The 19,053-nt window shown below is 68.6% G+C and carries 21 protein-coding genes; 13 read left to right on the top strand and 8 right to left on the bottom strand.

Annotated elements, in window-relative coordinates; all coding sequences use genetic code 11:
* Both A5622_RS09505 and A5622_RS09500 read right to left on the bottom strand, forming a co-directional pair.
* On the bottom strand, positions 1 to 491 hold a 491-nt coding region (locus A5622_RS09505; RefSeq protein ID WP_156749303.1), incomplete at its 3' end, for an ArsA-related P-loop ATPase.
* The gene (locus A5622_RS09500; protein ID WP_066878099.1) at positions 488 to 1,507 is read right to left on the bottom strand and encodes an ArsA-related P-loop ATPase; all 1,020 of its coding nucleotides are present in this window, start codon (positions 1,505 to 1,507) and stop codon (positions 488 to 490) included. The genes A5622_RS09505 and A5622_RS09500, both read right to left, overlap by 4 nt.
* 35 nt (positions 1,508 to 1,542) lie before the next feature.
* Here A5622_RS09500 and A5622_RS29060 point away from each other — a divergent pair, with 35 nt between their 5' ends.
* From A5622_RS29060 to A5622_RS09490, 3 genes are read left to right on the top strand one after another with little or no spacing between them, the layout of a single operon-like run.
* Positions 1,543 to 1,704, top strand: coding sequence for a DUF4177 domain-containing protein (locus A5622_RS29060; RefSeq protein ID WP_007772224.1), 162 nt, complete (start codon positions 1,543 to 1,545; stop codon positions 1,702 to 1,704).
* A gap of 11 nt (positions 1,705 to 1,715) precedes the next feature.
* A complete protein-coding gene (locus tag A5622_RS09495) occupies positions 1,716 to 2,183 on the top strand; it encodes a RidA family protein (protein WP_066867651.1) in 468 nt (155 codons plus the stop codon).
* Between the two features lie 5 nt (positions 2,184 to 2,188).
* Positions 2,189 to 2,992 (top strand): MBL fold metallo-hydrolase, encoded by an 804-nt coding sequence (locus A5622_RS09490; RefSeq protein WP_066878097.1) that lies wholly within the window; start codon positions 2,189 to 2,191, stop codon positions 2,990 to 2,992.
* A 165-nt stretch (positions 2,993 to 3,157) separates the two neighbouring features.
* Here the strand turns inward: A5622_RS09490 and crp are convergent, their stop codons facing one another.
* Together crp and A5622_RS09480 are read right to left on the bottom strand one after the other, a co-directional pair.
* The gene (gene crp, locus A5622_RS09485) at positions 3,158 to 3,832 is read right to left on the bottom strand and encodes a cAMP-activated global transcriptional regulator CRP (RefSeq protein WP_036465140.1); all 675 of its coding nucleotides are present in this window, start codon (positions 3,830 to 3,832) and stop codon (positions 3,158 to 3,160) included.
* Between the two features lie 104 nt (positions 3,833 to 3,936).
* A complete protein-coding gene (locus tag A5622_RS09480; protein ID WP_231997961.1) occupies positions 3,937 to 4,332 on the bottom strand; it encodes a hypothetical protein in 396 nt (131 codons plus the stop codon).
* Positions 4,333 to 4,505: 173 nt separating this feature from the next.
* On the opposite strand from A5622_RS09480, the gene nth reads away from it, so the two are divergent.
* Genes nth through marP form a run of 4 tightly spaced genes read left to right on the top strand, consistent with a single transcriptional unit; the run spans position 4,506 to position 7,929 of the window.
* On the top strand, positions 4,506 to 5,186 hold the full coding sequence (gene nth / locus A5622_RS09475) for an endonuclease III (protein ID WP_066867642.1): 681 nt from the start codon (positions 4,506 to 4,508) through the stop codon (positions 5,184 to 5,186).
* A 30-nt stretch (positions 5,187 to 5,216) separates the two neighbouring features.
* Positions 5,217 to 5,885 carry a TlpA disulfide reductase family protein gene (locus tag A5622_RS09470; protein ID WP_066878092.1) on the top strand — a complete coding sequence of 223 codons (669 nt, stop codon included), beginning with the start codon at positions 5,217 to 5,219 and terminating at the stop codon, positions 5,883 to 5,885.
* Between the two features lie 29 nt (positions 5,886 to 5,914).
* Positions 5,915 to 6,730, top strand: coding sequence for a CoA pyrophosphatase (locus A5622_RS09465; protein WP_066878091.1), 816 nt, complete (start codon positions 5,915 to 5,917; stop codon positions 6,728 to 6,730).
* Between the two features lie 5 nt (positions 6,731 to 6,735).
* Positions 6,736 to 7,929, top strand: a complete 1,194-nt coding sequence (gene marP, locus A5622_RS09460) for an acid resistance serine protease MarP (RefSeq protein WP_066867749.1) — start codon at positions 6,736 to 6,738, stop codon at positions 7,927 to 7,929.
* 10 nt (positions 7,930 to 7,939) lie between these two features.
* Here the strand turns inward: marP and A5622_RS09455 are convergent, their stop codons facing one another.
* Positions 7,940 to 8,899, bottom strand: a complete 960-nt coding sequence (locus A5622_RS09455) for an alpha/beta fold hydrolase (protein WP_066878089.1) — start codon at positions 8,897 to 8,899, stop codon at positions 7,940 to 7,942.
* Positions 8,900 to 9,442 carry a phage holin family protein gene (locus tag A5622_RS09450; RefSeq protein ID WP_066878111.1) on the bottom strand — a complete coding sequence of 181 codons (543 nt, stop codon included), beginning with the start codon at positions 9,440 to 9,442 and terminating at the stop codon, positions 8,900 to 8,902.
* A gap of 261 nt (positions 9,443 to 9,703) precedes the next feature.
* On the opposite strand from A5622_RS09450, the gene A5622_RS09445 reads away from it, so the two are divergent.
* Complete coding sequence (locus A5622_RS09445; RefSeq protein ID WP_156749396.1) at positions 9,704 to 10,402, top strand: serine protease; 699 nt, start codon at positions 9,704 to 9,706, stop codon at positions 10,400 to 10,402.
* Between the two features lie 10 nt (positions 10,403 to 10,412).
* On the opposite strand, the gene acs is transcribed toward A5622_RS09445, so the two are convergent.
* A complete protein-coding gene (gene acs / locus A5622_RS09440) occupies positions 10,413 to 12,374 on the bottom strand; it encodes an acetate--CoA ligase (protein WP_066878087.1) in 1,962 nt (653 codons plus the stop codon).
* A 153-nt stretch (positions 12,375 to 12,527) separates the two neighbouring features.
* Between acs and A5622_RS09435 the strand changes: the two genes are divergently transcribed.
* Positions 12,528 to 13,070, top strand: a complete 543-nt coding sequence (locus A5622_RS09435; RefSeq protein ID WP_197507982.1) for a DUF4232 domain-containing protein — start codon at positions 12,528 to 12,530, stop codon at positions 13,068 to 13,070.
* A gap of 7 nt (positions 13,071 to 13,077) precedes the next feature.
* Here the strand turns inward: A5622_RS09435 and A5622_RS09430 are convergent, their stop codons facing one another.
* On the bottom strand, positions 13,078 to 13,866 hold the full coding sequence (locus A5622_RS09430) for a hypothetical protein (protein ID WP_066867629.1): 789 nt from the start codon (positions 13,864 to 13,866) through the stop codon (positions 13,078 to 13,080).
* Positions 13,867 to 13,950: 84 nt separating this feature from the next.
* On the opposite strand from A5622_RS09430, the gene A5622_RS09425 reads away from it, so the two are divergent.
* The 4 genes from A5622_RS09425 (at position 13,951) to A5622_RS09410 (ending at position 19,031) form a co-directional block, all read left to right on the top strand.
* Positions 13,951 to 15,579: an ABC transporter substrate-binding protein gene (locus A5622_RS09425; RefSeq protein ID WP_197507981.1), complete on the top strand. Its 1,629-nt coding sequence runs from the start codon at positions 13,951 to 13,953 to the stop codon at positions 15,577 to 15,579.
* A gap of 2 nt (positions 15,580 to 15,581) precedes the next feature.
* Entirely contained in the window at positions 15,582 to 16,508 is a 927-nt protein-coding gene (locus A5622_RS09420) for an ABC transporter permease (protein ID WP_066878083.1), read from the top strand.
* Positions 16,501 to 17,364 carry an ABC transporter permease gene (locus A5622_RS09415; protein ID WP_066878081.1) on the top strand — a complete coding sequence of 288 codons (864 nt, stop codon included), beginning with the start codon at positions 16,501 to 16,503 and terminating at the stop codon, positions 17,362 to 17,364. The genes A5622_RS09420 and A5622_RS09415 overlap by 8 nt, the downstream gene beginning before the upstream one ends.
* A gap of 71 nt (positions 17,365 to 17,435) precedes the next feature.
* Positions 17,436 to 19,031, top strand: coding sequence for an ABC transporter ATP-binding protein (locus A5622_RS09410; protein WP_066878079.1), 1,596 nt, complete (start codon positions 17,436 to 17,438; stop codon positions 19,029 to 19,031).
* Positions 19,032 to 19,053 lie beyond the last annotated feature (22 nt).

Below are 19,053 nucleotides of genomic sequence, written 5' to 3'. Positions count from 1 at the left end.
AAGTCCAGGGCGTTGCGCGACGGCGGCGTATCCACGACCACCAAATCCCAGCGATCCTCGGCCAGCAACTGGCCCAGCTTCTCCATCGCCATGTACTCCTGCGTGCCGGCAAGCGAACTGGCGACGGTCTGATAAAACTGGTTGTCCAGAATCGCCTGCGCGCGACCGGGTCCCGAGTACTGGACCACCATCTCGTCGAAGGTACGGCGCATGTCGAGCATCATCGCGTGCAGCTCGCCGGGAACCTCCGCCGCCAGCGGGACGCGTTGCGGCGTGTTGCCGAGGTCGCTGACCCCCAGCGCCTGGGCCAGCCGCCTGGCCGGATCGATCGTCAAAACGCAGACGTTGCGCCCGTATTCGGCGGCACGCAGCGCGATCGCGGCCGCGGTGGTGGTCTTGCCCACCCCGCCGGCGCCGCAGCACACCACCACACGGTTGGTGGTGTCGGCCAGGATGGCGGCCATGTCAAGCTGTTTGGGCGTGGTGCTCATCGAACCCCCTGCTGCGCAAGTGATTCCGACAGCTCGTAGAGGCTACCGAGGTCGACCCCGTCGGAGATGGCCGGTAGTTCCAGTCGCGCCATCTTCAGCGCCTCGAGCTGTTGTGCGATCTCGGCGCGGGTCGCGACGACCGTCGCGTGCTCGATGGTCTCGGTCAGCAGACCGGCGAAGTCCTTGTCGTTCAAGCTGATTCCGGACTTTTCCAATCCGGCCCGCACCGAGTCCGCATCAACGTCACCCTCGGCGGCCTTCGCCAGGTCGGCAGGCTGCAGATAAGACGGAATGTTGCGGTTCACGATCACGCTGCCGATCGGCAGCTGCATCTCGGCGAGCTCCTCGATGGCTTCCAGCGTTTCCTGGACCGGCAACGCCTCCAACAGGGTGACTAAGTGAATGGCCGTCTGCTCGGAGTGCAGCAACCTCACCACGCCGTCGGCCTGCGAATGCACCGGGCCGCCCTTGGCCAGATCGGACACGGCTTTGGTGACGTCGAGGAAGCGCGCGATCCGTCCGGTCGGCGGGGCGTCGACGACGATCGCGTCGTAAACCGGCAGCCGGTTCTTGTCGACGCGGATCACCGTCTCCTTGATCTTGCCGGTCAGCAGCACGTCACGCAGGCCGGGCGCGATCGTCGTCGCGAACTCGATCGCGCCGATGCGGCGCATCGCGCGACCCGCAATGCCCAGGTTGTAGAACATGTCGAGGTATTCCAGGAAGGCGGCCTCGATGTCGATCGCCAGGGCGTTGACCTGACCGCCGCGTTCGGCGGTCGCGATCTTCACCTCTTGGTATGGCAGCGGCGGGACGTCGAAGAGTTGCGCAATCCCTTGGCGGCCTTCGACTTCCACGAGCAAGACCTTGCGGCCCCCGGCGGCGAGCGTCAGTGCCAGCGCCGCCGCGATGGTCGACTTGCCCGTACCGCCTTTGCCGGTCACGAAATGTAAACGGGCCTTCGTCAAGCGCGCAGGCCAGCCGACGGCAGCTCCGCCGCTCGATGTGGTTGCCACCTTCGCATGCTAGCCCGACCCGATAAGCTCGCGGCATGAGCCAACCGACCGCATGGGAGTACGTCACGGTCCCGCTGCTGACGCATGCCACCAAACAGATCCTCGACCAGTGGGGTGCCGACGGCTGGGAGTTGGTGTCCGTGCTGCAAGGGCCGACCGGCGAGCAGCACGTCGCGTACCTGAAGCGCCCCAAGTAAGGCCTTTCTCGATGAGCGCTCAGCCTTCCTGGAAGGCCCGGCTCGGGGAGCTCGGCCTCGAGCTTCCGGAGGTGGTCGCGCCGCTGGCCGCCTACGTCCCGGCGGTGCGCACCGGCAACCTGATCTACACCTCCGGGCAGTTGCCGATGCAGGCCGGAAAGCTGTTGGGAACCGGCAAGGTCGGCGCCGACGTCAGCCCCGACGACGGCAAGGCGCTGGCGCGGATCTGCGCGCTCAATGCGCTGGCGGCCGTCAACTCGCTGGTGGGCATCGACGCGGTGACCCGGGTGGTGAAAGTCGTCGGGTTCGTGGCGTCGGCCCCGGGGTTCAACGGCCAGCCCGGCGTCATCAACGGGGCCTCCGAACTGCTCGGCGAGGTGTTCGGCGAGCATGGCGCGCACGCGCGGTCGGCGGTCGGCGTCTCCGAGCTGCCACTGGATGCGCCGGTGGAAGTGGAGCTGATCGTCGAGGTCGGCTGACGCCCGTGACCGAGGCCGCCGAGTCGCTGACCCACCCCGCGTACGCCAAGCTGCGGGCGGTCACCGACACCGCGTCGGTCCTGTTGGCCGACAACCCCGGTCTGCTGACGCTCGAGGGCACCAACACCTGGGTGTTGCGCGGCCCGCGCAGCGACGAACTGGTCATCGTGGATCCCGGGCCCGACGACGACGACCACATCGCGCGGGTCGCCGCGCTGGGCCGTATCGCCCTGGTCCTGATCAGCCACCGGCACAGCGATCACACCGACGGCATCGACAAGCTGGTCGAGCTGACCGGCGCGACCGTGCGCTCGGCGGGGAGCGGTTTTCTGCGCGGCCTGGGCGGCGAGCTGACCGACGGCGAGGTGATCGACGCCGCCGGCCTCAAGATCAAGGTCATGGCGACGCCCGGCCACACCGCCGATTCGCTGTCGTTCCTGCTCGAGGATGCCGTGCTGACCGCCGATACCGTGCTGGGCCGCGGGACCGCCGTTCTCGACAAGGAGGACGGCAGCCTGACGGACTACCTGGAATCCCTGCGCCGCCTGCGCGGGCTGGGCCGACGGGGAGTACTGCCCGGACACGGCCCCGAGCTGACCGACCTGGCGAGCGTCGCCGAGGGCTATCTCGCGCACCGGCGGGAGCGCCTCGATCAGGTGCGTTCTGCGTTGCGGGAGCTGGGGGAGGACGCCAGCGCCCGCCGCATCGTCGAACGCGTCTATGTCGATGTCGACGAGAAGCTCTGGGATGCCGCCGAATGGTCGGTGCAGGTGCAGCTCAATTTCCTGCGCGCCGAGTCGTCGGCGTAGGGCGTCCCCGCCAGTCACTACCGCCGCATCGGTTCCGGCTCTGGGAGCGCACAGTTTTTCTGAAATGCGATAGCGCCGGCGCTAACACGTTGTGAAGTAACCGCATGGTGCCCAGACGGTGCCCATGGGGCTGGTGAGGCGGGGAACGGTGAAGCGCCGCGCGGATTAGCGGGCTCGGCGCGCGAGCCGTTCGGAGTCCGAGATCAGCACGCTCTTGCCCTCCAGGCGGATCCAGCCGCGGTGGGCGAAGTCGGCCAGCGCCTTGTTCACCGTCTCGCGGGACGCCCCCACCAGCTGCGCGATCTCTTCCTGCGTCAGGTCGTGGGTGACCCGCATCGCGCCACCCTCCTGGGTGCCAAACCGCTGGGCGAGCTGCAGCAGTTGCTTGGCCACCCGGCCGGGCACGTCGGTGAAGATGAGGTCAGCCAGGTTGTTGTTGGTGCGGCGCAGGCGTCGGGCCAGCACCCGCAGCAGCTGTTCGGCGATCTCGGGGCGGTCGGCGATCCACGCCCGCAGCGCGTCACGGTCCATCGACACCGCCCGCACCTCGGTGATGGTGGTGGCGCTGGACGTTCGAGGCCCCGGGTCGAAGATCGACAATTCGCCGAACATGTCCGACGGGCCCATGATCGTCAGCAGGTTCTCGCGTCCATCGGGGGAACGGCGGCCGATCTTCACCTTCCCCGAGACGATGATGTACAGCCGATCACCGGGTTCCCCCTCGGCGAAGACCGTGTGTCCGCGGGGGAAGTCGACGGGTTGCAGCTGCTTGGTCAGTGCTGTGACTGCGCCGGGTTCAACCCCTTGGAAGATTCCTGCCCTTGCCAGGATCTCGTCCACGTTGCCTCTTCAACTTTCCCAGAAAATTAATGTGATACGGGCAGGCTAACCCCTTGCTCGCGTGACGAGTCTAGAGGTACGCCGTTGTGTCCAACGTGCCAACGCTACACACGATTGGCGTGTCGAGGTGCCCTAAACTGCGGATTGACGTGCGAATGGCCGTGTATCCGCGTCGGTAATGTCATCTCGTCGCGATCGACGAAGCCGACGGCGAACGACGGCGCGGCGTGACGCGGGCCGCCGGTGCGCCCGCTCGTCGGGGCCGTGGGCAGCTGCGCGAGCTCGCGCCGATGCAGGTATTCCAACGCCTCCGGCATGCCTTCGGACGCCAGCGTGTGCATGTCCACTCCGCCGGCAAGCTCGAGGAATTCGTCGACGTCGGCCACCGCCGTGGCGTGGGGGGCGAGCTCCGATTCGAGCCGCCCAAGACCCAGCGCCGCCAGCATCAGCAGCACCGGAACGCCGGCCACCAGCAACCACGACACACGAAGAGTAAACATGGCCTTGAATCAACACGGGGTCTCGGCCAGATCACGAAATCAGTACTCTGTCGTAGGTGACAGCGGCGAAGTCGTCCGGGCGTTCGAAATCGGCTCCGGCCCCGTCCGGCGGCGCCGATGCGCGACGGTGGTCGCAGGAAACCCGGGTGGGCCTGGTGCGAAGGGCGCGACGGATGAATCGTGCTCTGGCGCAAGCGTTTCCGGATGCGCACTGCGAGCTGGATTTCACGACGCCGCTGGAGCTGACCGTCGCCACCATCCTGTCGGCGCAGAGCACGGACAAGCGGGTCAACCTGACCACTCCGGCGCTGTTCAAGCGGTACCGCTCGGCGCTGGACTACGCGCAAGCCGACCGTGCCGAACTGGAGAACCTGATCCGCCCGACCGGTTTCTTTCGCAACAAGGCCTCCTCGTTGATCGGTTTGGGGCAGGCCCTGGTCGAACGCTTCGACGGCGAGGTGCCGTCGACCATGGCGGAACTGGTCACGCTGCCGGGGGTGGGACGCAAGACCGCCAACGTCATCCTGGGCAACGCCTTCGGGATCCCCGGCATCACCGTCGACACCCATTTCGCGCGGCTGGTGCACAGGTGGCGCTGGACCGCCGACAAGGACCCGGTCAAAATCGAGCACGCCGTGGGCGAGCTCATCGAACGCGGTGAGTGGACCATGCTGAGCCACCGGGTGATCTTTCACGGCCGCCGGGTGTGTCACGCGCGCAAACCGGCGTGCGGCGTCTGCCTGATCGCCAAAGACTGCCCGTCCTTCGGCCTGGGGCCCACCGAGGCGGCGCTGGCCGCGCCGCTGGTGAAGGGGCCGGAAACCGAGCACCTGCTCGCCCTGGCCGGGCTGTAAGCCGGTCCGCGACCTACGCGCAGGGACGCAATGCCTACCTGGAGGCCGACGCTGACCCGCAGGGCCCGCTGGCACATCGCGATCCTGGCGGTGGTGGTGGCGCTGATCGCGGCGCTGGTCGCCCAGCTGCGCGACGACTCCGACAGGACTGCCACGCCCGCGGGCAACCGGCCGGTGGCCGACCGGGAACACCGCGACGCCGATACGCCCGCCGCGTTGGCGGGGCCGCGGCAGCGCGCCAACCTGTCGCCGTGCCCCGGCGCCGGAAACGGTCCCGGCCCCGAGGCGCTGCGCGGTGTGACGGCGGAGTGCGCCGCCGACGGTTCGGTTGTCGACGTCGGCCGCGCGGTGGCCGGACGCCGGGTGGTCCTCAACTTGTGGGCGTATTGGTGCGCGCCGTGCGCCGCCGAACTGCCCGCGATGGCCGAGTATCAACGTCGGGCCGGTTCGGACGTGACGGTGGTGACGGTGCATCAAGACGAGAACGAGACGGCCGCCCTGCTGCGGCTGGCCGAGCTCGGGGTGCGCCTGCCGACCCTGCAGGACGGTCGTCGCCGGGTCGCGGCCGCGCTGCGGGTGGTTAATGTGATGCCCGCGACGGTGGTCCTGCGGCCGGACGGTAGCGTTGCCCAGACGCTGCCACGAGCTTTCACCACTGCCGATGAGATCGCGGCCGCGATCGGCAAAGACAGGGGATAAGCGGAAAAATTGAACCGACTGGAGGGGCCGTGAGTGCTGGGGGTTCGCCCCTGCGGAATGGGGACCCCGCCCCGGCGCGCGGGGCCGTTCCGTTGCGGCCTGACGCCTGCCCGTCCTGGCTGCGTCCGCTGCTCGACCATGTCGATGACGTTCCCGATGCGGCCCGGCGCCGACTGCCGGCCGATGTGCTGGCGATGATCACCAGCAAGGCCGCGTCCGCGGTGACGGCCCTGCGCGGCGGCGGCCGGGAAGCCGCAGTGCTGGTGTTGTTCTCCGGTTCGGAATCCGGCCCGCCCGATGGTGGTTTCCCCGACGACGCCGACCTGCTGGTCACCGTGCGGGCCTCGACCCTGCGCCACCACGCCGGCCAGGCGGCGTTTCCCGGCGGCGCCTCCGATCCCACCGACGATGGCCCGGTGGACACCGCGCTGCGCGAGGCCCGCGAGGAAACGGGGATCGACGTCAGCCGGCTCTATCCCCTGGCGACGATGGAGAAGATGTTCATCGCGCCGTCGCAGTTCCACGTCGTCCCGGTGCTGGCCTATTCGCCGGATCCCGGTCCGGTGGCCGTCGTCAACGAGGCCGAAACGGCGATCGTGGCGCGAGTTCCGTTGCGCGCCTTCGTCAACCCGGAAAACCGGCTGATGGTGTACCGCGGCGATCTCGGCCGCCGGTGGGCCGGCCCGGCGTTTCTGCTCAACGAGATGCTGGTCTGGGGATTCACTGGCCAGGTGATTTCTGCGCTGCTCGACGTCGCGGGCTGGGCCCAGCCGTGGGACACCACCGACGAGCGGGAGTTGGACGCCGCGATGGCGTTGGTCGGCGAGGGGGGCGGGTCGCGGTGAATTCGATGACCCCGTCGCAGTGGCTGGATGTCGCCGTGCTGGCGGTCGCGTTCATCGCGGCGGTCTCGGGCTGGCGGTCGGGCGCGTTGGGCTCGTTGCTGTCGTTCGTGGGGGTGTTGCTGGGCGCCATCGCGGGGGTGCTGCTGGCGCCGCATCTGGTCAGCCACATCGCCGCCCCGCGCGCGAAATTGTTTGCCGCACTGTTCCTGATCCTCGCGCTGGTGGTCATCGGTGAGGTCGCTGGTGTGGTGCTGGGACGCGCCGTCCGGGGCGCGATCCGCAGCCGTTCCATCCGGACGGTCGACTCGGTCATCGGGGTGGCGGTCCAGCTGGTCGTGGTGTTGACCGCGGCATGGTTGCTGGCCACGCCGTTGACCCAGTCCAAAGACCAGCCGGAACTGGCCGCGGCGGTCCGCGGCTCGCGAGTGTTGGCTCAGGTCAACGATGTAGCGCCGCCCTGGCTCAAGACGGTGCCCAAGCGGCTTTCGGCGCTGCTGAACACCTCCGGTCTGCCCGCGGTGCTGGAGCCGTTCAGCCGCACCCCCGTCATCCCGGTCGCCTCGCCCGATCCCGAGCTGGCCGGCAACCCGGTGGTGCAGGCCACCGCGCCCAGCGTGGTCAAGGTGCGCAGCCTGGCCCCCAGCTGCCAGAAAGTGTTGGAGGGCAGTGGTTTTGTCATCGCGCCCGACCGGGTGATGACCAACGCGCACGTGGTGGCCGGTTCCAACAGCGTTCAGATCTACGCCAGCGGCAATCCGCTGGACGCCACGGTGGTGTCCTACGATCCGGCGGTCGACATCGCGATCCTGTCCGTTCCCAACCTGCCCCCGCCGCCGTTGACTTTCGCCCAGGGCGACGCGAAGACCGGCGCCAGCGTCGTGGTCCTGGGGTATCCCGGTGGTGGGAACTTCACCGCGACCCCGGCCCGGATCCGCGAGCTGATCAAGCTCAGCGGTCCCGACATCTACCGCGATCCGGCGCCGGTCACCCGTGACGTCTACACGATCAGAGCCAGTGTGGAGCAAGGTAATTCGGGTGGGCCGCTGATCGATCTCGACGGGCATGTGCTCGGGGTGGTGTTCGGCGCGGCGGTAGACGACCCCGACACCGGCTTCGTGCTTACCGCCGACGAGGTGGCCAGTCAGCTTGCCCGGGTCGGCGATACCCAGCTGGTGGGCACCGGGTCCTGCGTCGGCTGAGCCACCGCGCTCACCTCGCCCGGGTCGGGTGCACCTGTTCGAGGAACTTCGTCAGGTGCCTGTTGATTTCCTCGGGCGCCTCTTCGTGGCTGAAATGCCCTGCGCCGGAGATGGATACGTAGCGTCCCTGAGGTGCGTAGCGCTGCGTTCGGTCGACCGGGTCGGCCAGCACGTAGGGATCGGCGTCGCCGCGCAGGTGTAACAGCGGAACGCTGAGCTGCTGGCTCATCGATCTCATGAAGCGCCGGCCCTCGTCGCGCAGCTGGCTGCGGACGGCCCAGCGCTGATATTCCAGTGCGCTGTGCGCGGCCCCCGGGATCTGGATGGCCGTGCGCAGGTGGCCGATTGTTTCGGAAAAGTCTTCGGAGGCAAGCCATTTGGCGCAGCTGCGGCTGCGGACCAGGCGCTCGATCTCGGCGGCGTCGTCGCGGGTCAACAGGCGCTCGGGCCACAACGGTATCTGGTATTGCAGCAGCGTCGGCAACAGCGCGTAACCCTGGTCGCGTCGCGTCAACGTCGATCGCCGCAACGCCGCCGGGTGCGGCGAACTGATCAGCGCGATCGCCGACACCAGCCGCGGATGCAGCAGGGCGGTGGCCCAGCAGCCCAGCCCGCCGTCGGCGTGGCCCACCAAAGTCGCCGAGGAGTGGCCCAGCGCCCGGATGAGTCCGGCCGCGTCGCCGGCCATCGTCCAGCCGTCGTAGCCGCGGGGCGGCTTATCGCTGCCCCCATAACCCCGCAGGTCGACGGCCACCACCCGCGCCCCGCGCAGTCCGCGCAGCTGATGACGCCACGACCACCAGAACGATCCGAAACCGTGCAGCAGCATCACCAGCGGGCGCGACGTCGCCGGCCGGGCGTCGGCATCGCCTGAGGCCTCGACGACGTGGAAGCGGATGCCGTTGGCGTGCACATCGTGATGGCGCCACGGCCCGTCGATGCGGGTTACCGACGGATCGGGCGGCGCCATCTACCAACCCGATGGATCGGCGGCGGCGCCGTTTGCGGGCTTCGCGTGCTTGCCTTGCGACTCGGGGAGCTGCCGGGCACCGCCGGGGGCCTTGTCGTGGCCCGGGGTGAGCGCGGTGCGCGTCTCCTTGACCGATTCGATCGTCTGGCGCGGTCCACGGATCCGGCGGACCTTGAGGAAGCCCAGCAGCGCCAACAGGGCGCCGACCACCACCATCACGCCGAACACGATGAGGTACGCCGCCCAGCGCCACAGCCAGGTGTCGAGCAGCTCGGCGATGAAGAAGAAGAAAAAGAAGGTGGAGTAGAACAGCACCACCAGCGCGGCGATGAAGAAGACGCTCCCGGTCAGCCCCTTTTTGACGTCCCGGGTAATTTCGGCGCGCGCCAGTTCGACTTCGGCGCGCACCAGCGTGGACACCTGGGTGGTGGCGTCTTTGATCAGGTCACCGATCGACGGCTCGGCGGATTTGGCGTGCGGGTCGGTCAACGGAATGGTGGTCAGGGTGCTGGGCACACCGTTCTTGCCATCGGCTTTGCTCACAGACGGTCCTCTTTCGTCGTTGCCCGGCTCGCTGTCGTCGCGGTTCATGTTGCCATGCGGTGCCTGTACAGGAGAAGCCAGACGAGGCCGGCCGGGCACTGCGGCGCGGGGTTCGGGAGTGCCGAGGCCAGTTCGCTTCGCACAGAAGGCGGTCGGCGACGCCGCGCGGGCGACGCGCTTTGCAAAGCGACCATCACATGGTTGCCGATTAGACTCGGCCAAGCCGGTCGCGATGTCCGGCCGACCGATGGGAGTGGGGCCGTGCGGAGGGCGCACCGATGCTTCTTACTGGCGATGGTCGCCCTGCTCGCGGCTGTGCTGGGTTCGCCTGTCCGCGCCGCCGCCGCTGACGTTCGGATTCCGATCGGTGGCGGGGCCGGCATTGTCATCAACGGCGACACCATGTGCACCCTGACCACGATCGGCGGCGACGCCGCCGGCGAGCTGATCGGTTTCACCTCCGCGCATTGCGGCGGCCCGGGCGCCCAGGTCACCGCCGAGGGCGCGGAAAACGCCGGCGTGCTGGGCACCATGGTCGCCGGCAACGACAACCTCGACTACGCGGTGATCAAGTTCGACCCCGCCAAGGTGACGCCGGTGGCCAACTTCAACGGCTTCTTGATCAGCGGCATCGGGCCGGACCCCGCCTTCGGCGAGATCGCCTGCAAACAGGGCCGCACGACCGGCAATTCGTGCGGCGTCACCTGGGGCATGGGCCAGGCGCCGGGCACCATCGTCATGCAGGTCTGTGGTCAACCGGGCGACTCCGGTGCGCCGGTCACCGTCAACAATCAGTTGGTCGGCATGATCCACGGGGCCTTCAGCGACAACCTGCCGACCTGCGTCATCAAGTACATTCCGCTGCACACGCCGGCCGTGGTCCAGTCGTTCAACGCGATCCTGGCCGACATCAACTCCAAACACCGGCCCGGCGCGGGGTTCAGCCCGCTGCCGGGCTGAACTGCGGCGACTACTTCGCCGCCCTGATCGCGTCGAACACGCCGGGATCGAGCAGCGTCGAGGTGTCGCCCAGTTCGCGGTTTTCGGCGATGTCCCGCAGCAGCCTGCGCATGATCTTGCCGCTGCGCGTCTTGGGTAGCTCGGGTACGACGTGGACCTCGCGCGGGCGGGCGATCGGTGAGATCTCCCGGGCCACCTCGACGCGCAATTCGTCGACGATCCCGTCGTGCACTTGGGAATCGGAGCGCAGGACGACGAACGCGCAGATGGCCTGGCCGGTGGTCGCGTCGGTCGCCCCGACCACCGCCGCCTCGGCGACCGAGGCGTGGCCGACCAGCGCCGACTCCACCTCGGCCGTGGACAGCCGGTGCCCCGAGACGTTCATGACGTCGTCGATGCGGCCCACCACCCAGATGGCGCCGTCGCGGTCGTAATAGGCGCTGTCGCCGGCGAAATACCAGCCGTGCTCGGCGAACCGGGACCAGTAGGTCTCGACGTACCGCTCGGGGTCACCCCAGATGCCGCGCAGCATGGACGGCCACGGCTGGTCGAGCACCAGGTAGCCGGTGACGTGCTCACCCTGGTGGATGCCCGGGACCAATTGCTCGCCATGGTCGTCGACGATCTTTGCCGAGATGCCCGGCAGCGCCCGCATCGCCGAACCCGGTTTGGCCGCAGCGACTCCGGGCAGCGGCGAGATCATCGTGGCGCCGGTCTCGGTCTGCCACCAGGTGTCGACGATGGGAAGGCGGTCGGCTCCGATCACCTTGCGATACCAGCGCCACGCTTCGGGATTGATCGGTTCGCCGACCGAACCCAGCAGCCGCAGGCTGGACAGGTCGTGCGCGTCGGGAATCTCTCGGCCCCACTTCATGAACGTGCGAATCAGCGTGGGCGCGGTGTAATAGATTGTCACGCCGTACTTTTCGATGATCTCGAAGTGCCGGTGCTGGCTGGGCGAGTCGGGCGTGCCCTCGTACAGGACCTCGGTGACGCCGTTGGCCAGCGGACCGTACACGCCGTAGGTGTGCCCGGTGACCCAGCCGATGTCGGCGGTGCACCAGAACACGTCGGTCTCGGCCTTGATGTCGAAGACGTAGTAGTGCGTGTAGGCGGCATGGGTCAGGTAGCCGCCGCTGGTGTGCACGATGCCCTTGGGTTTGCCGGTGGTTCCCGAGGTGTACAGCAGGAACAGGGGCTGCTCGGCGTGGAAGGGCTCCGGGGTGTGCTCGGCGGATGCGGCGTCGACGACGTCGTGCCACCACAGGTCGCGGTCGTCGTTCCAGGACACGTCAATTCCGGTGCGCCGCACCACAAGTACGTGCTCGATGGGGCTGTCCCCGTCGGGACCGGGCGCGACGGCCTCGTCGGCGGCGTCTTTCAGCGGGGCCGGCTTGCCGCGGCGGAACTGGCCGTCGCTGGTGATCAGCAGCTTGGCCGAAGCGTCGGCGATGCGGGCCGCCAGCGCCTTGGCGGTGAAGCCGGCGAACACCACGCTGTGCATCAAACCCAGGCGCGCACAGGCCAACATCGCGATCACCGCTTCGGGAATCAGCGGCAGGTAGATCGCGACCCGATCACCGGCGACCAGACCGAGGTCGGTCAGCGCGTTGGCGGCCTTGCACACCTCGGCGTGCAGTTCGGCGTAGGTCAGGCTGCGGTGATCGCCGACGGGTTCGCCCTCCCAGTGGATGGCGACCCGATCCCCGTGGCCGGCCTCGACGTGGCGGTCCACGCAGTTGTAGGCGACGTTGAGCTTGCCGTCGGCGAACCACTTGGCGAACGGCGCCTGCGACCAGTCCAGCACCTCGGTGAACGGCGTCTCCCACGACAGCCGATTGGCCTGCTTGGCCCAGAACGCCAGCCGGTCCTGCTCGGCTTCGCGGTACAGCTCCTCACCCGCGTTGGCCTGCTCGGCGAACTGCGCCGGCGGCGGATAGGACGAGGGGCCTGCGGAATTGGTGGCGGTCACTAAGTTCTCTCCTGTAGTCGAGACTTCGCCGTTCGGCGGCCGTGCGCTGGTGGCCGAGTGCGAGCCTAGCCGGGTGAGGCGTAGCTGTGCGAGTGGTAGCCGTGCGCGCGAATCCGGGGTCAAAAGTGCGCCCGTGCCGGATAATCACCTCCTGTGCCGGGTCATGAGCGGGGCAGCCGCCGACTACTTGCCAGCTTTGCCACGGCCGCAACGATTTACGCGGTGGCCGCCGTGCCGGGTTGGCCCGCGTCGGCCATGCCGCTGGAGAGCGGCGACCAGGCCACGCCGTGCCGGTCGGAGCAGGTCGCCGTGACCGCCTCGCCGGCGGAAGGGGCGGTGGGTCATCGCGCGGTGACGCTGCTGTTCACCCTCGCCGGCGGCGCCGAACCGTGCACGCTCACCGGATACGCCTGGGTCGATTCGGGCGCGGGGGGCCCACTGATTCACGCGCGGCCCACGCCGCGCGGCTACTTGGGCGGGCTGCCGGCCGGCACCGACGTCCCGCCGACCGTGCCGCTGTCGATATCGGCGCAGGGGCAGGCCATCGTTGAGGGGATGGCGCTGGACGGCAGTGGCGGCGCGTGCCCTACCTACACCGACCTGCGCGTCAACCCACCCGACACCGAAAGGGTGCTGACGGTGGCGGCCACCATCGACGCCTGCGAATTGCAGGTGCATCCCATCACCGCGGTCTGAGCGGGGGTCAATCGGCTCTGACGAGGCAATAGACCCGCGCGGGAACGGGGTAGCCGACGCCCTTTTCGTCCGTCGCGCATTGGGTTCTGTCGGTGCTGCCGTCGATGCGCCGACTCACTCTGACCTGCACCCTGTTCGACCTGCCGCAGTCGCCCAACCTGATCGTCATCGCTTCACCATCACTGAGCATCAAATAGCACTGGCCCTCTTTCAGGTTGACGGCAAAACACAGGATCCTCGTGTCGGTGGTGAAGCGGTCATAGACGGAGTGTTCTCGTTTGCCGTCGGGGCAACTGTCCGAGGCGCCGCCCTTGAAGGCGAGTTCATAGGTCGCCGCCGGGTCGGCGCAGCCGCGACTCGGGGTTGAATCGAAACGCTGTGCCTTATAGTCGCTTTCGGTGATGCAATCGCCAACCCGCAGGGACGTGTCGGCCCGGTGCGACTTACCCAGCCTCGCGGCGGTGACGGCGAGGTTCCCGAAGATCCCGAACGCCAGTAGCACGGCGCCGATGGTGATGAGGGTGGTGGCCGACTTGGGCGTCCGCGGTCGCGGCGCGTAGCCCGGATAAGCCGGATAGGGCGGCGCGGGGTAACCCGGCGGCGGGTAGGGGTAGCCGGGGCCGGCGGGGAAGCTCGGTGGGTATTGCGGGTAAGCCGGCGGCCGCCGGCGGCCGCGCGAGCGCGTCACCAGCCCGATGATCAGGCAGAGCAAACCGATCGCGGGGATGCCGAGCGCCGCCACCAGACGGCCCGCCTCATAGGCGGCCCCCTCGGAGGCCAGGGAGGCGACGGTCACCGCCCGAGTTTAAGTCGTGCGGGCCGGCCCGGGCACTTCACCGCCGCACGGCTTCAGGCCCTAGGGTCGGGTGTCATGCGTGCGATGCGGACCGCGTTGGCCTTGCTGGCCCCGGTCGTCGTCGCGGTGCTCGTGGTCGCCTCGCTGGCCGGATGCGGTGGCGGCGTGCTCAGCCCGGATCTGGTGGTGGTCAACGGCGGGGAACCGCCGAACCCACTGATCCCCACAGGGACCAACGACAGCCTGGGCGGCCGGATCCTCGATCGGCTCTTCGCCGGGCTGATGTCCTACGACGCCGCCGGCAACCCGTCGCCGGAGGTCGCCCAATCGGTCGACACCACCGACAACGTCAACTACCGCATCGTCCTCAAGCCCGGCTGGACGTTCACCGACGGCTCACCGGTGACGGCCAATTCGTTCGTCGACGCGTGGAACTATGGAGCGTCGAGCACCAACGCCCAACTGCAGCAAAGCTTCTTCAGCCCGATCGACGGCTTCGATGCCCTCGCCGGCCCGGCCGGTGACGGAAAACCGGCGGCCACCACCATGTCCGGCCTGCGGGTGCTCAACGACCGGGAGTTCACCGTCCGGCTTAAGGTCCCCACCATCGACTTCAAGTTGCGGCTGGGCCACAGCGCGTTCTATCCCTTGCCGCAGAAGGCCTTTCGGGACATGGGCGCGTTCGGGCAGCACCCAATCGGCAACGGCCCCTACCAACTCGCCGACGGTCCAGGCGGGCCCGCATGGGAGCACAACGTCCGAATCGATCTGCGGCCCAACCCCGGTTACCACGGCAACCGCAAGCCACGCAACAAGGGGCTCAGGTTCGAGTTCTACGCCAACCTGGACACCGCCTACGCCGACCTGCTCTCCGGCAACCTCGATGTCCTGGACACCATTCCGTCCAGCGCGTTGACGATCTATCAGCGCGACCTGGGCGGCAACTCCGCCAGCGGGCCCGTCGCCGTCAGTCAATCGCTCGACACGCCATTGCGGTTGCCCCACTTCGGCGGTGAGGAAGGCCGGCTACGCCGGTTGGCGTTGTCGGCGGCCATCAACCGTCCGCAGATCTGTCGGCAGATCTTCAACAACACCCGCAGTCCGGCCCGCGACTTCACCGCCAGCTCGCTGCCGGGATTCGATCCCAACATCGCCGGCAGCGACGCGTTGGACTTCAATCCTGAACGGGCGCGCCAACTCTGGGCCCACGCCGACGCGATCTCGCCGTGGAGCGGGCGCTACGCCATCGCCTACAACGCCGACAGCGGCCATCAGGAGTGGGTTGACGCGGTGGCCAACAGCATCAAGAACGTGCTGGGCATCGATGCCGTCGGCGCGCCGCAGCCCACCTTCGCCGGATTCCGCACCCAGATCACCAACCGCACGATCGACACCGCGTTCCGGGCCGGCTGGATCGGTGACTACCCGTCGATGATCGAGTTTCTCGCCCCGCTGTACGCCACCGGCGCGGGATCCAATGACGTCGGCTATTCCAGCCGCGAGTTCGACGCCGGCCTGGCCGCCGCCGAGGCGGCCGCCGACCTGCGGCAGGCCGACGCGCTGGTCAACGTCGCGCAACGAATCCTGTTGCACGACATGCCCGCCGTGCCGCTGTGGTATTACATCGCCGTGCTCGGATGGTCGCCTCAGGTCAGCGCCGTCAAGGTCAGCTGGAACGGGTTGCCCGACTACGAGAATCTCGTCAAGGCTTGAACATGGGCTGGTACATCGCACGTCGGATCGCCGTCATGGTGCCCGTCTTCCTGGGTGCCACGTTGCTGATCTACGGCATGGTGTTCCTGCTGCCAGGCGACCCGCTGGCCGCCATCGCGGGGGACCGGCCGCTGACGCCGGCCGTGGCCGCGGCGCTGCGCGCCCGGTACCACCTGGATGATCCGTTCATCGTGCAGTACCTGCGCTACCTCGGCGGCGTCCTGCACGGCGACCTGGGCCGCGCCTATTCCGGGCTTCCGGTCAGAGACGTTCTCGCACATGCCTTTCCGGTCACCCTGCGGCTCTCGGTGATCGCCCTGGTCGTCGAGGCGGTGCTGGGAATCGGATTCGGGGTGATCGCCGGGCTGCGCCAGGGCGGCCTCTTCGACGCGGGCGTGCTGATCACCGGTCTGGTCATCATCGCGATCCCCATCTTCGTGCTGGGCTTCCTGGCGCAGTTCGTGTTCGGGGTGCGGTTGGGCATCGCGCCGGTGACGGTCGGGGAGCGGGCGACCTTCGCGCGGCTGTTGCTACCCGGAATCGTGCTGGGCTCGGTGTCATTCGCCTACGTGGTGCGGTTGACCCGATCCGCGGTGGCCGCCAACGCGCACGCCGACCATGTGCGCACCGCCACCGCCAAGGGGTTGTCACGGCCGCGGGTGGTGACCGTGCACATCCTGCGCAACTCGCTGATCCCGGTGGTGACCTTCCTGGGCGCGGACCTGGGGGCGCTGATGGGCGGCGCCATCGTGACCGAGGGCATCTTCAACATTCACGGCGTCGGCGGCGTGCTCTATCAAGCCGTCACCCGGCAGGAGGCTCCCACGGTGGTCTCGATCGTGACCGTGCTGGTGCTCATCTATCTGATCACCAATCTGATGGTGGACCTGCTCTACGCGGCGCTGGACCCTCGGATCCGCTATGGCTGAGCACTCCGGCTTCTGGGGCGAGACCTGGCGCATACTGCACCGGCGTCCGAAGTTCGTCATCGCCGCCGCGCTGATCCTCCTCATCCTTGCGGTTGCGCTGTTTCCCGCGTTGTTCACTCACGCCGACCCCGGCTACGCCGACCCGAGCCAAAGCCTGCGCAGCCCGTCGGTCGCGCACTGGTTCGGCACCGACCTGCAGGGCCACGACATCTACGCACGCACCGTCTACGGGGCGCGCGCCTCGGTGACGGTCGGGCTGGGCGCGACGCTGCTGGTCTTCGTCGTCGGCGGCGCGCTGGGTGCGCTGGCCGGTTTCTACGGCGGCTGGATCGACGCAGTGGTCTCCCGCCTCACCGATGTCTTCTTCGGCCTGCCGCTGTTGCTGGCCGCCATCGTCCTCATGCAGGTGTTGCACCACCGCACGGTGTGGACGGTGATCGCCATCCTCGCGTTGTTCGGCTGGCCGCAGGTGGCCAGGATCGCCCGCGGTGCGGTGCTGGCGGTGCGGGGCAGCGACTACGTGCTCGCCGCTAAAGCGTTGGGAATGAGCAGGTTTCAGATCCTGCTGCGGCACGCGCTGCCCAACGCGCTGGGGCCGGTGATCGCGGTGGCCACGATTGCCCTGGGCCTGTTCATCGTCACCGAGGCGACGCTGTCCTACCTCGGCGTCGGATTGCCGCCGTCGGTGGTGTCGTGGGGTGGCGACATCAACCTCGCTCAGACCCGGCTGCGGGCCGGCTCACCCATCCTGTTCTACCCCGCCGGCGCGCTGGCCATGACCGTGCTGGCATTCATGATGATGGGCGACGCGCTGCGCGACGCGCTCGATCCGGCCTCGAGGGCGTGGCGGGCGTGACCGCCGGCGACGATGTAGAGCGCGGCGATGAGGCGGGGGCACCTCCCGCTTGCGGGGGAGAGCGGCGCAAAGTGAGCGGCGCGGCGTCCCCGCTGCTGTCGGTCGAGGGCCTGGAGGTCAGCTTCGGTGAGCACGCCGCGGTGTGCGGGGTGGATCTGCGCGTGCTGCCCGGCCAGACCGTCGCGGTGGTCGGCGAATCGGGATCGGGCAAATCCACCACCGCCGCCGCGATTCTCGGGCTGCTACCGCCGGGAGGCCGAATCACGGGCGGGCGCATCATGTTCGACGGCGTCGACATCTCGACCGCCGATCGCCGAGCGCTGCGCTCGATCAGGGGGCGGCACATCGGCTATATCCCGCAAGACCCGATGACCAACCTCAACCCGGTGTGGAAGGTCGGGTTCCAGATCCGGGAAGCCCTGCGCGCCAACACGAGCGATCGGGGGACGCGGGGGCGGGCGGTGGAATTGCTCGCCGCGGCGGGCATGCCGGATCCGGCCCGGCAGGCGGCCCGCTACCCGCATCAGCTGTCCGGCGGCATGTGTCAACGCGCGCTGATCGCGATCGGGCTGGCGGGCCGGCCGCGGCTGCTGATCGCCGACGAGCCGACGTCCGCGCTCGACGTCACGGTGCAGCGCCAGGTCCTCGACCATCTGCAACGGCTCACCGCCGAACTCGGTACCGCGCTGCTGCTGATCACCCACGATCTGGCGCTGGCCGCCGAACGGGCCGAGCACGTGGTCGTCGTCCACCGCGGGGTCGTGGTGGAATCCGGTGCCGCACGGTCGATTCTGCGCGCGCCGCAACACGAGTACACCCGGCGGCTGGTGGCGGCGGCCCCTTCGCTGGCGCGCCGGAGCCGGCCGGCCGCCACCCCGACCGAGGACATCCTCGTCGCCTCGGATCTCACCAAGGTCTACCGGGAGTCACACGGGGCGCCGTGGCGGCGCAGCGAATTCCGTGCGGTCGACGCGGTGTCGTTTCGGCTGCGCCGCGCGAGCACGCTGGCCATCGCCGGTGAATCGGGCTCGGGAAAATCGACGCTGGCCCGCATGGTGCTGGGCCTGCTCCAATCCACCTCGGGCACCGTCGATTTCGACGGCACCCGGATCGACGACGCGATGCCCCGGGATCGACAGCTGGCCTTCCGCCGCCGCGTGCAGCCGGTGTTTCAAAACCCTTACAGCAGCCTGGATCCCATGTACTCGGTGTTTCGCGCGATCGAGGAACCGCTGCGCATCCACCGCGTCGGCGACCGCAGGCAACGGGCCCAGGCGGTGCACGACCTCGTCGACCAGGTGGCGCTGCCGTCGTCGGTGCTGGATCGGTTGCCCCGTGAGCTGTCGGGTGGCCAACGGCAACGGGTGGCCATCGCCCGGGCGCTGGCGCTGCGGCCCGACGTGCTGGTGTGCGACGAGGCGGTGTCGGCGCTCGACGTGTTGGTGCAGGCGCAGATACTCGACCTGCTGGCCGAGCTGCAGGCCGAACTGGGGCTGGCCTATCTGTTCATCAGCCATGACCTGGCGGTGATCCGGCAGATCGCCGACGACGTCCTGGTGATGCGGGCGGGCCGCGTGGTGGAGCAGGCGCCCACCGAGGAACTGTTCACCGACCCCAAGCACGAATACACCCAGCAGTTGCTCGATGCCATCCCGCGGCTGCGGTGAATCCGGCGGGGATAGGTTGTGA

The sequence above is a fragment of the Mycobacterium sp. 1245801.1 genome (assembly GCF_001673055.1).
GTDB lineage: Bacteria > Actinomycetota > Actinomycetes > Mycobacteriales > Mycobacteriaceae > Mycobacterium > Mycobacterium europaeum_A.
Note: the sequence above shows the minus strand (reverse complement) of the source record. Positions and strands in the feature narration are given on the sequence as shown.

What these genes read in the sequence shown, in the direction of transcription:
- A5622_RS09455 (WP_066878089.1), bottom strand. Translation starts at nt 8,899, where the DNA reads ATGGCGCCGCCCGATCCGTCGGTAACCCGCATCGACGGGCCGTGGCGC.
- A5622_RS09425 (WP_197507981.1), top strand. Translation starts at nt 13,951, where the DNA reads ATGCGGACCGCGTTGGCCTTGCTGGCCCCGGTCGTCGTCGCGGTGCTC.
- marP (WP_066867749.1), top strand. Translation starts at nt 6,736, where the DNA reads ATGACCCCGTCGCAGTGGCTGGATGTCGCCGTGCTGGCGGTCGCGTTC.
- A5622_RS09470 (WP_066878092.1), top strand. Translation starts at nt 5,217, where the DNA reads ATGCCTACCTGGAGGCCGACGCTGACCCGCAGGGCCCGCTGGCACATC.
- nth (WP_066867642.1), top strand. Translation starts at nt 4,506, where the DNA reads ATGAATCGTGCTCTGGCGCAAGCGTTTCCGGATGCGCACTGCGAGCTG.
- A5622_RS09420 (WP_066878083.1), top strand. Translation starts at nt 15,582, where the DNA reads ATGGGCTGGTACATCGCACGTCGGATCGCCGTCATGGTGCCCGTCTTC.
- A5622_RS09495 (WP_066867651.1), top strand. Translation starts at nt 1,716, where the DNA reads ATGAGCGCTCAGCCTTCCTGGAAGGCCCGGCTCGGGGAGCTCGGCCTC.
- A5622_RS29060 (WP_007772224.1), top strand. Translation starts at nt 1,543, where the DNA reads ATGAGCCAACCGACCGCATGGGAGTACGTCACGGTCCCGCTGCTGACG.
- A5622_RS09415 (WP_066878081.1), top strand. Translation starts at nt 16,501, where the DNA reads ATGGCTGAGCACTCCGGCTTCTGGGGCGAGACCTGGCGCATACTGCAC.
- A5622_RS09480 (WP_231997961.1), bottom strand. Translation starts at nt 4,332, where the DNA reads ATGTTTACTCTTCGTGTGTCGTGGTTGCTGGTGGCCGGCGTTCCGGTG.